Source organism: Pseudomonas sp. BF-R-19, assembly GCF_019956445.1.
In the GTDB taxonomy this organism is placed as follows: Bacteria; Pseudomonadota; Gammaproteobacteria; order Pseudomonadales; family Pseudomonadaceae; genus Aquipseudomonas; species Aquipseudomonas fluorescens_BH.
In genome coordinates, this window is the sequence record NZ_JAHBDN010000063.1 from 14728 (window position 1) to 27857 (window position 13130).

At 61.5% G+C, this 13130-nt stretch carries 12 protein-coding genes; 8 read left to right on the forward strand and 4 right to left on the reverse strand.

Annotation, left to right across the window (positions count from 1 at the left end; all coding sequences use genetic code 11):
- Positions 1-3 precede the first annotated feature (3 nt).
- On the reverse strand, positions 4-1173 hold the full coding sequence (locus tag KGB28_RS18430; protein WP_223446897.1) for a sulfotransferase family protein: 1170 nt from the start codon (positions 1171-1173) through the stop codon (positions 4-6).
- The gene (locus tag KGB28_RS18435) at positions 1170-2285 is read right to left on the reverse strand and encodes a DUF1214 domain-containing protein (RefSeq protein WP_223446899.1); all 1116 of its coding nucleotides are present in this window, start codon (positions 2283-2285) and stop codon (positions 1170-1172) included. The genes KGB28_RS18430 and KGB28_RS18435 overlap by 4 nt, the downstream gene beginning before the upstream one ends.
- A 210-nt stretch (positions 2286-2495) precedes the next feature.
- On the opposite strand from KGB28_RS18435, the gene KGB28_RS18440 reads away from it, so the two are divergent.
- From KGB28_RS18440 to KGB28_RS18460, 5 genes are all read left to right on the forward strand, one after another.
- Positions 2496-2966: an SRPBCC domain-containing protein gene (locus KGB28_RS18440; protein WP_223446901.1), complete on the forward strand. Its 471-nt coding sequence runs from the start codon at positions 2496-2498 to the stop codon at positions 2964-2966.
- On the forward strand, positions 2908-3975 hold the full coding sequence (cysD, locus tag KGB28_RS18445; protein ID WP_263296813.1) for a sulfate adenylyltransferase subunit CysD: 1068 nt from the start codon (positions 2908-2910) through the stop codon (positions 3973-3975). The genes KGB28_RS18440 and cysD overlap by 59 nt, the downstream gene beginning before the upstream one ends.
- Positions 3975-5867: a sulfate adenylyltransferase subunit CysN gene (gene cysN, locus KGB28_RS18450; RefSeq protein WP_223446903.1), complete on the forward strand. Its 1893-nt coding sequence runs from the start codon at positions 3975-3977 to the stop codon at positions 5865-5867. Before cysD ends, cysN begins: the two co-directional genes overlap by 1 nt.
- 130 nt (positions 5868-5997) lie before the next feature.
- Positions 5998-7170, forward strand: coding sequence for a helix-turn-helix transcriptional regulator (locus tag KGB28_RS18455; protein ID WP_223446905.1), 1173 nt, complete (start codon positions 5998-6000; stop codon positions 7168-7170).
- Positions 7171-7416: 246 nt separating this feature from the next.
- On the forward strand, positions 7417-7872 hold the full coding sequence (locus KGB28_RS18460; RefSeq protein WP_223446907.1) for a glycine zipper 2TM domain-containing protein: 456 nt from the start codon (positions 7417-7419) through the stop codon (positions 7870-7872).
- A gap of 69 nt (positions 7873-7941) precedes the next feature.
- Here the strand turns inward: KGB28_RS18460 and KGB28_RS18465 are convergent, their stop codons facing one another.
- The gene (locus KGB28_RS18465) at positions 7942-8847 is read right to left on the reverse strand and encodes a pirin family protein (protein WP_223446909.1); all 906 of its coding nucleotides are present in this window, start codon (positions 8845-8847) and stop codon (positions 7942-7944) included.
- 131 nt (positions 8848-8978) lie between these two features.
- Between KGB28_RS18465 and KGB28_RS18470 the strand changes: the two genes are divergently transcribed.
- Entirely contained in the window at positions 8979-9890 is a 912-nt protein-coding gene (locus KGB28_RS18470; RefSeq protein WP_223446911.1) for a LysR family transcriptional regulator, read from the forward strand.
- A gap of 18 nt (positions 9891-9908) precedes the next feature.
- Here the strand turns inward: KGB28_RS18470 and KGB28_RS18475 are convergent, their stop codons facing one another.
- Positions 9909-10814 (reverse strand): NmrA/HSCARG family protein, encoded by a 906-nt coding sequence (locus KGB28_RS18475; RefSeq protein ID WP_223446913.1) that lies wholly within the window; start codon positions 10812-10814, stop codon positions 9909-9911.
- A 247-nt stretch (positions 10815-11061) separates the two neighbouring features.
- Between KGB28_RS18475 and KGB28_RS18480 the strand changes: the two genes are divergently transcribed.
- Together KGB28_RS18480 and KGB28_RS18485 are read left to right on the forward strand one after the other, a co-directional pair.
- The gene (locus KGB28_RS18480) at positions 11062-11877 is read left to right on the forward strand and encodes an AraC family transcriptional regulator (RefSeq protein ID WP_223446915.1); all 816 of its coding nucleotides are present in this window, start codon (positions 11062-11064) and stop codon (positions 11875-11877) included.
- Between the two features lie 113 nt (positions 11878-11990).
- Positions 11991-13061, forward strand: coding sequence for a threonine aldolase family protein (locus KGB28_RS18485; protein WP_223446917.1), 1071 nt, complete (start codon positions 11991-11993; stop codon positions 13059-13061).
- Positions 13062-13130: the final 69 nt, after the last annotated feature.

Here is a 13130-nt window from a genome sequence, read left to right on the forward strand (position 1 = left end):
GTTTCAGGCTGGAATATGCCGGGTTCGATACTCCGCATAATCACGTTGCAACATGTCCTCACTGAGGCCGAACTGGCCGGGGTTGTAGTGATGAACTGCACGTTTTTCACGACCGTTTTCCGCCAGCCAGCACCCCATGGCGATCTCGACCTGCGGTGTCTGCTCGAGGCCGGCAAAACGATAGATACGCTCGACTACAGCTTGCGGTGCGGCCAGCGTGTCCTCGAAGTGCACATCGAGGAAGCGTTCGGACGGCATGCGTTCGCGGACCGCCATGGTGTGGCGTAGAGCACGTGCCATACGCCGGTTCCACTGCTCGCCAACGGCCTCGGCATCGACCTCGTCGCTGTAGAGCATCCAGAGGGTATGGATAAAACTGGCCAGGGAGGGAATGGTCCTGGCCGGTTCACGATGAGTGAGGATCACCTGCGCTTTCGGGAAAACCTCGAACAGCAGTTCCAGGGTATGCAAGTGCTGGGGACTCTTGAGTAACCAGCGACGGCCAGGTTCGATGCCACGACGTGCTTGCTGCCATTGCAGGAATTGCAGGGTTCGCTTGAGGTACTGATAAACCTGGGTCTGGTCCTGGCGATCAAGCCACGAGGTATAGCTCGGCACGTTGACATAGGAGTCCATGGCGCACAGGAACGAGTGCTCCATGAGCATGAACTCTTCATCGGGCTGCTCTGCATCGAGGGGGTGAATGGCGAGCAACTGCGGGAGGAACTCGATCATCCCCGCCACTTCGTCACGTGCCCGGGCAATACGCAGCAGCGGCTGTTCCAGGGTTTCACCCGGCAATGGCGCGGGGTAACGGGTCTCCCACCACTGCGCCTTGCTGAACTGTGGGTCCACCGCCAGGGTGCGCTGCAGCAGCGTGGTGCCGGTGCGTGGCAGGCCGACGATCACCAGTGGGTCGTTGATTTCCAGTTCGAGGATTTGCGGGTAACGCCGACAGTGATCCTCGATGATCAGACGGTTGATCAGTTGCGCCAGCAGCTTCTCACGCAACAGTCCGCGCCCCGACGGTGACAACCGCGCTTCTTTCTCCAGGGCGTCAGCCAGCACTACCAGGCCCTGGCGAAAATCGCCCGGGCCGAAATCGTCGAGGCCGCCCGCACGTGCGCAGGCTTCAGCCAGCAAGGTATCCAGGGCGAAGTCATTGGCACTCATCGCACGAGCTCCTTCAGATCATTGAGTTTGACCACGCGTGTCGTTGGCTGCACCGGCTGCTTTGCGCCCACCCATCGCAGGCAGAGGGTGCCATGCGGATGGCTGGCAGTTTCCAGCCAGTTCGCCAGACCGGGGTCAACGGCGCAGAGGATCATGCGCAAGCGACCATCCGCCTCCAGCTGCGCCGACTGTTTGTTCAGGCAGATGCGGTGATAGCGGTAGTCGAGCGACTCCATCCAGTAGTTGTTGATCTGCACATTCCAGAAATCGCAGTCCGGCACCTGATCGACCTCGATCAGCAATGCCTCGTCATCCGCCAGCGCCCAGTAAGAGTGGTAATAGAAAATGTTCGGGTCGCCCCCCACCGACTGGCACAGTGCCTGGTCGGCGGCGGGCAGTTGATTGGTGTGCTTCTGGTAACCCTGAGCCCAGTCGGCGAATAACCGGGCGGTGTTCTCGACGAAACTGCCCACCCGCTGCAGGCTTTGTTGCAAGCGCGGCGCATCCAGCGGTTCGGGTGTCTGGCGGGCATTCAGACGTTCAATGCGCAGTTGCGCCGGCTGCTCGCTGCTACGGTCCAGAAAGGTTTGGCGGACAATCAGGGCATTGCTCTGCGGTTCAAGCCGCAGCCAGTTACCGATGCCAGGCGGGTGCTGGCTGAGGATGATTTCGAAGTTGCCCTCGGCATCCGACTGCAACATTCCGGCATCGAGAAAGCCGGTCTGGATCATCTTGCCATCTGTCTCATAGCCACCTTTCTGGGAGCCGAAACTGAGGTAGGCAACACTGCCGCGCTGGCCGCTGACCCGGTACTCGTGCGCGCCGTTGAGGCGCGCGTAGCTATACAAATTATCGGGGTTGTCAGCGCCAATTTTCGCCGTTTCGTGGGAGGGTGTGATGAAGCCCGGGAAGTCCGGATCAGCAAATTCCAGGTGCATTTCCAGCGCAATGCGTAGCAACCGCGTGAGATAGCGAAAACCTTCGGCGCGGGTCTGCACATCGGCCGGCGCTTCGGCGCGCAATATTTGCTCGCCGCTACGTCGCAGTTGCTCGCAGAAGAGGTTCCAGCTTTCGCCGCTGAGTACCTCCTGATCGATCCTGTCTGTAACCATGTCGGTCTCCTCTGTTGGCGGAAAGTCCGCCGCTGCCAGTGACCTTAGGGAGGACCCGCTTGCCGATTCTTCGTCCAAGCGGACTAAATCGCCTGCTAGTCCGCACGGACGAGGAGCCGTCCACCGTGAGCGGCGAGGATCGCGCCTGAGCCCTTGGCTTACTCCCCACCGCAGTTTCGTGGCGCGGAGTCATCCTCAGAGGAGTTACCCATGACCGCAGAGAAAAACCTGGTCCGTTCAGTGACCGTGGACATCGCCGCACCGGCCGAATTTGTCTGGTCGGTACTGATCGACCTGATGCGTTATCCGCAGTGGAACCCCTACACCGTCAAGATCGAGTCCAGCTTGCGATTGGGCGAACCGGTCAACCTCTACCTGCCCAATCCGGGGCGCCCGGGTGAACTGCTGCACGTGATCGAGTACCTGGCGGACTTCGAGCCCCACCGGCTGCTCGCCTGGGAGATGTATGCCAACGCCGACAATCCCGACGCTGCCCGTCGCGAGCAGCACATCGAGCACACCGGCGCGGCCAGTTGCCGCTACCACACCACCGACCAGTTCCTCGGCGCCACCGCCGACCAGGTCATGACCGATCATGGCGCTTGGGTCAAACAAGGGTTCGATGCCGTTGCCCACGCCCTCAAGATCCGTGCCGAGACGCTGTACGCGTCCGTCGCGTGACCTTCAACTGCCGGCGCCTCTTCGTCCGAGCAGACGAAGAAGCGCCGGCGGTGCTTTACCTACCGTGGTGTTCAGCCGGCGCCAATCCCGGCAGAACACGAGGAGGTATCCGATGTTGACTCATCTGCAATGGCTGGAAGCGGAAAGCATCCAGATCATCCGCGAAGTGGTGGCCGAGTGTGAAAACCCGGTGATGCTCTACTCCATCGGCAAGGACAGCGCGGTCATGCTGCACCTGGCGATGAAGGCATTCGCCCCGGGCAAGCCGCCCTTCCCCCTGCTGCACGTGGACACCACCTGGAAGTTTCGCGAAATGATCGCCTTTCGCGACCAGACCGCCGAGCGCCTGGGCCTGGAACTGCTGGTGCACATCAACCCCGAAGGCGCGGAAAAGGCCATCGACCCCTTCATCCACGGCTCGGCCTTGCACACCGATGTGTGGAAGACCCAGGGCCTGAAGCAGGCCTTGGACCACTACGGTTTCGATGCAGCCTTCGGCGGCGCCCGGCGCGACGAAGAAAAGTCGCGGGCCAAGGAGCGGGTGTTTTCCCTGCGCTCCGAGCAGCACCGCTGGGACCCCAAGCAGCAGCGCCCGGAGCTCTGGCGCCTGTACAACACCCGCAAGCGCAAGGGTGAAAGCCTGCGGGTGTTCCCGCTATCGAACTGGACCGAGCTGGATATCTGGCAATACATCTACCTGGAACAGATCCCCATCGTGCCGTTGTACTTCGCCAAGGAGCGCCCGGTGGTGCGCCGTGACGGCACGCTGATCATGGTCGACGACGAACGCCTGCCGCTGCTGCCCGGAGAAACCCCGGAACTGCGCAAGGTGCGCTTCCGCACCCTGGGCTGCTACCCGTTGACCGGCGCCATCGACAGTGACGCCGACAACTTGCCGGCGATCATCAGCGAGATGCTGGTCAGCCGCACCTCGGAACGCCAGGGCCGCCTGATCGACAGCGATTCGGCCGGCTCCATGGAGAAGAAGAAACAAGAGGGGTATTTCTGATGAACGCGATCACCGATGCACGCAATGGCGACTTGACGCCCTACCTGCAACAACAGCAGAACAAGCAGCTGCTGCGCTTCATCACCTGTGGCAGTGTCGACGACGGCAAGAGCACCTTGATCGGCCGCCTGCTGTATGAATCCAAGGCATTGTTCGAGGACCAGCTTGGCCAGCTCGAGGCCGACTCGAAAAAACTCGGCACCCAGGGCGACGAACTGGATTTCGCCCTGCTGGTCGACGGCCTGAGCGCCGAGCGCGAGCAAGGCATCACCATCGATGTGGCTTACCGTTTTTTTGCCACCGACAAGCGCAAGTTCATCGTCGCCGACACCCCCGGCCACGAACAGTACACCCGCAACATGGTCACTGGCGCCTCGACCGCGGACCTCGCGGTGATCCTCATCGATGCTCGCCAGGGCTTGCTGACCCAGACCCGTCGGCACAGTTACCTGGTGTCGCTGCTGGGCATTCGCAAGGTCGTTGTCGCCATCAACAAGCTGGACCTGGTGGGCTTTTCACAAGCGGTGTTCGAACGCATTGAAACCGAGTATCGCGCGTTCGCCACGCAGATCGGCCTGCATGACATCCAGTGCATCCCGCTCTCTGCGCTACGTGGCGACAACATGCTCGAAGCCAGTGCGAACACCCCCTGGTATCAGGGGCCGACCCTGCTCCAGCATCTGGAGAACGTCCCTCTGGAGCAGGCTCGACAAGTCGAGGCAGCGTTCCGCCTGCCCGTACAGTGGGTAAACCGTCCCAATCTGGATTTTCGTGGCTACTGCGGCAACGTTGTCGCAGGCAGCGTCAACGTGGGTGACCGCATTCGGGTGCTGCCATCAGGGCAACAGAGTGAGGTCACCGCGATCTTCGGTAGTGCCGGGGAACAGCAACAAGCCCTGTGCAACCAGGCTGTCACCCTCGTTCTCAAGGATGACATCGATATCAGCCGTGGCGACTTGATTGCTCTGGCCGACGCACCACCGGCAGTGGCCGACCAGTTCGAGGCGACGCTGGTGTGGATGGACGAAGAGCCGATGTTGCCCGGGCGTCCTTACTTGATGAAGATCGGTTGTCGCACCGTCGGCATGAGCTGCGCCAACCTCAAGCACCGGATTGATGTGAATAGCCTCGAGCATCTCGCGGCCAAGACCCTGGAACTGAACGGCATTGGCGTGTGCAACCTGCACCTGGACCGGCCGATCGCCTTCGATGCCTATACCGACAACCGCGATACCGGAGGCTTTATCGTCATCGACCGCCTGAGCAATCGCACGGTCAGTGCCGGCATGCTGCACTTCGCCTTGCGCCGTGCGCAGAACGTGCACTGGCAGGCCATCGACGTCAACCGCGAAGCCCACGCCGCGCTCAAGGGCCAGTCGCCGCGGGTGCTGTGGTTTACCGGTTTGTCCGGCGCGGGCAAGTCGACCATCGCCAACCTGGTCGAACGCAAGCTGCATGCCCTGGGCCGGCACACCTACCTGCTCGACGGCGACAACGTGCGCCACGGCCTGAACCGCGACCTGGGCTTCACCGAAGCCGACCGGGTGGAAAACATCCGCCGGGTCTCGGAGGTGGCCAGGCTGATGCTCGATGCCGGGCTGATCACCCTGGTCTCGTTCATCTCGCCGTTCCGTGCCGAGCGTGACATGGCCCGCAGCCTGGCCGGCGACGGCAACTTCCTCGAGATCTTCATCGATGCGCCGCTGGCCCTGGCCGAGCAGCGCGACCCCAAGGGCCTGTACCTCAAAGCCCGGCGCGGTGAGCTGAAGAACTTCACCGGCATCGACTCGCCCTACGAACCGCCGGTGGCGCCGGATATCCATATCGACACCCAGCACGAGTCTGCCGAGGCCGCCGCCGAACGCATAGTCGAAGCCCTGCTGGCGCTGTAACGGCTACCGGGCGCAGCCTTGCCCCTCGGGTTTGCGCTGCGCCCGTCAGTGCCTAGGCCAAACGGACGATTTTGCCGTCGTGACCCCGGTCGATACTCGCCCATGACAACACGCAGCCAAAGAGGCGCGCATGACCCTGCCCTTTTCCACCTGCCCGGACCTGCACGCCAGCATCGACATCCCCTCTGCCGAGCTCAGCAGCCTGCTCGGGCTGGTCTACCACGGCACGCTGGAGCCCACACCCTGGGCCAGCTTGCTGGAAGCCTTGCGCCAGCGCTTCGCCGCCAGCTTCGTCACCCTGGTGCTGCGCAATCCCGACCATGAACGCCCCGGGCTGATCGTCAATGCCTCGGTGCATGGCGCGCTGTTGCCCGGCGAGCCCTCCTACAGCGAGCACTTCTATTCGATCTGCCCGTTCCTCGACTGGCCCGCAGACCAGGTGGCCAGTGCCGACCAGGTGCTGGGCACAGAAGCGTGGCTGGCCCATGATTTCTACCGCAACTACCTGCATCCTCTGGACCTGCGCGATGTGCTGGTGGCCAACATGCGCACCACCGCCGGCATGCACTGCGCGCTGTTCGCCTGCCGCGACCACGCCAGCGAAGCGTTCACCCCGGCGCAGATCGACCTGATCCGCCTGTTGTTGCCGCACCTGCAACAGGCAGTGGACCTGCACTCGGCGGTGGATCAACTGGATGCCGAACGCCAGCTCTACGCGGCCACCATCGACCGCCTGATGGTGGGCACGGCCATCCTCGACGAGAACGGCCGGATGATGCGCTGCAACCGTGCCGCCCAGCGCCTGTTCGACAGCCATGACGGCCTGGAGTGCAAGTACGACAAGCTCTGTGCCTTCGCCGGCCATGAGAACCGCACACTGCAGCAGGCCATCCAGGCGGTGTTGAAACAGCGCCCGCGCGGCCTCGACGACCTGCAAGTCCTGACCCTGTCGCGGCCCAGCGGCGAGATGCCTCTGAACCTGCTGCTGCGCCCGATTGCCATGAACTACCAGACCCACAACAGAGCCCGACGCCCGGCAGTGGTGGTGTTCATCCGCGATCCCGCCGACTCGCCCCAAGCCTCGCGCGATCTGCTGCGCAGCCTGTTCCAACTGACCCGCACGGAAACCGAAGTGGCCATGCTGGTCATGGACGGCCAGACCCTCGATGAGACGGCCGAAGCGCTCGGGGTTTCGCGCAACACCGTGCGCGCCCACTTGCGCGGTGTGTTCGCCAAGACTGGCGCCACGCGCCAGGCGCAACTGGTCAAGACCTTGCTCAATAGCGTGGCGTCTTTGGGGTAGCCGTCTGCGCCTGATGTCCATGACTGCACCTGGCCGGCCCAGTGGGATGAACGCGAAATCCAGAGAATCCTGTTTACTGAAACGCTGTGTCAGCAGCGCGTGAAACCCGCTTATCCGCGCCTGTCGTACTGATTCACCAACCTCACGCGCAGTGCGCAGGCAAACAAGCGCATGCACCGGACTTTTTCGTCTAACGTCATTGAATGCGTGTGCATGACCCACTTCCTCTGAAAATGGAGTTCGACGATGAAAACAATCGCTTCCTGGCTGACGATTACGCTTTTTGCTCTGGTGCTTGGCGGCTGTGCCGCGGTGGGCGCCGGGAGCGGAGGCGCTGGCGAGATGGAAATTCGCTCGGGGAAAATCGAGCAGATTACACAGACCCAGATGCAGACCAATCACGATAGCGGTGTCGGCGCCATAATGGGGGGTATTGGCGGTCTGGCCCTGGGAAGTCTGATCGGCCAGGGTACCGGCCGGGATGTGGCGATGGTCGCCGGTGCGCTGGCTGGTGCGGCAGGCGGCAACTACGTCGAAAAGAAAAAATATGATCAGCCCGTGGACGCACAGCAGATCATCGTTCGCACCCAGAGCGGCGTACTGGTTCAAGTGACCCAGCCGATCAACCCGGCGCTGAGAAAAGGCATGAACGTGTATGTAGAAGGTGCCGGAAACGAAGCGCGGGTGGTGCCACAAAGCTAGGGGCGGCGACTGCGAAGTGGCACAGGCGCGCAATCCTGACCCGGAAGGCGCGCCACCATGGTCCATGGGTTATCCGAAAACCGGTACGCTGACTGACCCGTTGGGCTTTTTCAGGTACTCCCGCAAGCGAATGCCAATCTCGGCAATTTTCGTCTCTCCCGCACGCAAGGCTTGCGGGTTGGTGTGCACCGAGTAATTTCCCAGTGCCAGATCATAGGGATGCGGTGCGGCTGAACCGATCACGAAGACCGTATCTTTGTGCAGGGCTTTGAGCGAGACGGCGCCATTGCCTGGTTCGAAGATGGCCATTTCTCCTGCGTTGATCAGGCCAGGTGCGGACAAAGCGCCACGGCTGACACTCAACCACAACGACTCGTGCCCATTGGGTGGAACATAGGTCCAGGATTCCCCGGCACGTAGCGTGACCAGCAGGTAATTCATCCCGGCAGGAGCACGGACCGGGCTCTGGACACCCTGGTACGAGCCGAGTATCAACCGCGCCGGCCCCACTTCAGGCATCACGCTTGACTCCAGGTATTGGCTATCGACACTGGCGTTTTCCAACGCCGGTGGTAGTGCAACCCACAGTTGAAAACCCTGAATCCGCTTCGATGTACCGACCGACATTTCCTTGCCGTGCCAGACTCCGCCTCCCGCGCGCATCCATTCAACACCGCCGTAGTCAATCATCCCGGTACCCGAACCAGCATCCTCGAAACGCAAATTGCCTTCGGTAATCACCGTGACGGTGGCGATGCCCGAGTGCGGGTGCAAGGGCATGCCGTTGATGAATGAGCTCTCACTTTCAAACAGATCCAGAAAAACGAACGGCTTGATCAGGTGGCCAAGGTCCGAAGGACTCATCAATCGGACAATCGAGCCATGCCCGCTGCCTGTGGTGCGATAGCTGATTGCGCGGTGAGTTGCGGTTTCGCGTGCAGAGCCGGGGTCCATCGCGATGTGAGGCGGTTGCATAAGGTTCATCATGATCACTCGAAGTGGAAAGCCTCGCGGCCCGATACCTCAAACAATAGAGCGGGACCGATTACTTGATTAGTCGATACAATTGGATTGCACTCATCCACTAACGTCAGGAATGACCGGCCATGCTCGACCTTAATGACATCGCGATGTTTGTGCAGGTAGTCCGCTGCGGCAGCTTTGCGCAGGCGGCACGACGCCTGGGCATGCCGCCCAATACCGTGAGTCGCCGCATCCAACAGCTCGAAGCACACCTCGGCACTCGGCTGCTGCAACGCTCCACCCGCAAGCTCACGCTCACCAGTGCCGGCCAGGACTTCCATGAGCGCTGCGCAGGTGCTGTCGATGGCCTGCTCGAAGCCGGACAGGCATTGGTGACGGGCAGCAACGAGCCCAGCGGCCTGGTGCGTGTAGCGGCACCAGCGGATTTCTTCGATTTCTTCCAGATGGCGTGGGTGAGCGAATTTCTCGCCGCGTATCCACGCGTGAGGCTCGACTTCATACTCAGCGATGCGAAGGCCGACTTGATCGCAGAGCAGATCGATGTCGCGTTTCGCGGCGGCGCCTTGCGCGATTCCGGTTTTGTCGGCCGTCAGATCCTTGACCCGCGCAGCGTCGGAATGGTCGCAAGCCCCGCCTACATTGCCGCGCACGGCTCACCCCGCACGTTGCAGGACCTGGTAAACCACGATTGTGTGATCTCAGCGCAACCCGGCGGCCACGCCACGTGGCGCTTGTTCGGTCCGCAGGGTGAGGAGGAAGTGCAAGTCAGCGGGCGCTTCAGTGGCAATACCGCACAGGCACTGCGCAGGGCCGCCGTGGCCGGCCTCGGCATCGCGCTACTGCCACCGGTGATGGCCAGGCTCGACGTTCAGGCCGGCGTGCTCGTTCCGGTATTGCCGCAATACCAGCCCAAAGGCTACGGCTTGAACGTGCTGTATCCGAGCCGCCGGCAGCTGCCACTCGCGGTATCGGCCTTCATCGACCTGGTGATCGAGAAGTTGAATGCGTCGGACGCACCAGAGGTGCACCCGTAGCGAGCGGCAGTCGATGCATCAGGCGATGGCCGGGATCGCAAAGTTTTCCCGAGCCCACGCGGCGAACTTCGTCGGTTCTACGCCGGCGACCTTGTTGGCCAGCGCAATGGCCTCGCGCGAATCGGCCCCCAGATAAGTGTGGGCCTCAAAGTAGGCGAGCATCTGCGCTATCTCCTGGGCCCCCGGGAACCAGCCGGCAAAAATTTCTGACGGGATATGCTTGAACGAGACCTTGTGTCCCAGGCGATTCAACTCGGTGATGACCTCGTTGAAGCTCAGGAAGTCGCCCACCATCGGCAAGTATTCGCCGTTCCCGGCCAGTTCAGGCTGCGCGAATGCACCTGCCACGACGGGGCCGAGTTCGGTGATGTCACCCATGTGAATGACACGCTGCCGCGGATCGAGCGGCAGCGCCCATCCCACCGTCCCGTCTGCTTGCTGCTGCGGCGCCATTACACCCAGCAGATTCTGATAGAAGAACGGTGCGATCACGAAGGTGTGGTGCGCAAATCCGGTCTCGCTCACGATTCGGTCGATCTTTGCCTTGTCGGTGAAATGCGGGACATCGAGCTTGCCTTGGCTGATCGCCTCCACATTCGGTAGCGTCGACCAGATGAAGTGCTGAACGCCGGCCGCTTTCGCCGCGTGAACGGCCGCGAGCGCCTGGGTGTGCTCGTCCGTACCCGGCTCCCAGAAATTGGTGACCAGAAAAACTCCGTGTGCGCCGGCAAACGCGGTTTTCAGTGTTTGCGGACGAGCCAGATCCGCCAGCACGACCTCGTCCGCCAACTGCGGATGTTCGGCCGGATTACGCGTCAACGCACGGACCTTGAATTGACCGTTTGCCTGCAACGCACGCACAACGGCACCGCCCTGATGACCTGTTGCGCCGACGACGGCAATGATTTTTCGGGTGTCTGACATGGTCGTTTACCTATGAAGGGTGACTGGGTGGAAAAGTCGACGAGCCTCACGGCCCGACACCTGAAACAGTAGGGGGGGTCCGATTGATTGAGTAGTCGGCAGAATTGGATTGCACTCATCCAGCTGTACGAGGAATGAGCAAACATATCCAACCTCAGGCCAATTGCTGGAAACCCATGGATCTATACCGCTTGCGGACCTAAACTTTGGGTGCCTCGCCCTCCTCGCCGATTGTTGAACGGGTTTCATGACTGAGCATGCCAAGTACCATCACGTGTCCGAAGTACCAGGCCTGGTGCTGGGGTCCGCACGCTTTGTAGACAGCGGTTTCGATCGCCATTACCACCTCGATTTCCACGTTGGTTTGGTCACCGAAGGCGTCCAGCGTCATCGATCCAAAGGCGAGTCGTTTCTTTTAGGTCCGGGAAGGATTGCCCTGATGCCGCCGGGTGAAATCCACGATGGTGTGCCCGAGGGCGGCGACGCTTATACGCTCAAGACATTCCGTCTGTCACAGGCGCTGGTCGCGAGTCTGACCGAGGAGATCAGCGGTCAACCGAGAGAGCTTGAGTTGACCGGTGTGTTGCTGGAAGACGCGGGGCTTGCCGGCAACCTGCGCGGGTTGCACGACGCGATGCAGCAGGCCGTTGGGCCGGGCACCTTGGCGGTGCAGACGCAATGGATCACCCTCCTTGAACACCTGTTGAGCCAGTCACGGGTGACCAGGCCCGAAACGATTACCGGCACGCTATCGCCCCTGCAATGGTCTCGCGTCAGGGACTATTGTTTCAGCCACATCGATCAGCGAATCACCCTCGATGATCTCGCTGGCCTGTGCGGGTTGGGCCGCTTCCCGTTCCTCAAGCAGTTCAAGCGGACCATCGGCATGACGCCGCACGCATGGTTGCTTCGCCTGCGTCTCGAACGGGCCTGTGGCCTGCTATCACGCAGCGCGCAACCCATCGTCGATGTCGCCCACGCCGTCGGCTTTTACGATCAAAGCCATTTCAACCGCGCCTTTCGACAGGCATTCGGCGTCGCGCCCTCGCGCTACAGGACATAGGGCGTCGGCCATCAGGCGACCGTCAATTTTTTACAAGCGCAACAACCTTCCCTCTCCATAGGATGCGCCAATCCGGGCGAAACACCTTCGCCTGCGCAGCCGAGAACTGGATGATGAACGTTGAAACAAACAGACCGCCCGCGCTGGGTTTTTCAAGTGACAACATCGCCGGTGCATCGCCGGAGGTGGCACAAGCCCTCGTCAAACACAGCACGGACCAGGCAAGTCCCTATGGCACCGACGAGCTGACGGCGCAGGTCAAACGCAAGTTCTGCGAGATCTTCGAGCGTGACGTGGAAGTCTTTCTTGTGCCCACCGGCACTGCCGCCAACGGCTTGTGCCTGAGCACGATGACGCCACCCTGGGGCAATATCTACTGTCATCCGGCCAGTCATATCAACAACGATGAATGCGGCGCGCCGGAGTTCTTTTCCAACGGCGCGAAGCTGATGACCGTCGACGGCCCGGCGGCCAAGCTGGATATCGTTCGTCTGCGCGAGCGGACTCGCGACAAAGTCGGCGACGTGCACACGACCCAGCCCGCCTGCGTCAGCATCACCCAGGCCACCGAAGTCGGCAGCATCTACACCCTGGATGAAATCGCGGCCATTGGCGACGTCTGCAAGTCCTCTTCCCTGGGATTGCATATGGATGGGTCGCGCTTTGCCAACGCCCTGGTGTCGCTTGGCTGTTCCCCGGCCGAGATGACGTGGAAGGCCGGCGTGGATGCCCTGTCGTTCGGTGCCACCAAGAACGGCGTACTGGCGGCGGAAGCCATCGTCCTGTTCAACACCTCGCTCGCCACCGAAATGAGTTACCGGCGCAAGCGTGCTGGCCATCTGTTTTCCAAGATGCGTTTCCTGTCGGCGCAGATCGATGCGTACCTGACCGACGATCTCTGGCTGCGCAATGCACGCAAGGCCAACGCTGCCGCCCAGCGCCTGGCCCAGGGACTTGCAGGCTTGAGCGGCGTTGACGTGCTCGGCGGCACCGAGGCGAATATCCTGTTCTGTCGGCTGGACTCGGCAATAATCGAAGCGCTGCTAAAGGCTGGCTTCGGGTTCTACCATGATCGCTGGGGACCGAATGTCGTTCGCTTCGTCACCTCGTTCGCCACCACTGCCGAGGATGTCGATCACCTGTTGAGCCAGGTGAGGCGAGCTGTAGATCGGGTACACGAGTAACGGTCGCAACACAACACAGCGGCTGATGGGCGTCTCCAGTATCGACGCCCAACTCTACGGACAATCACT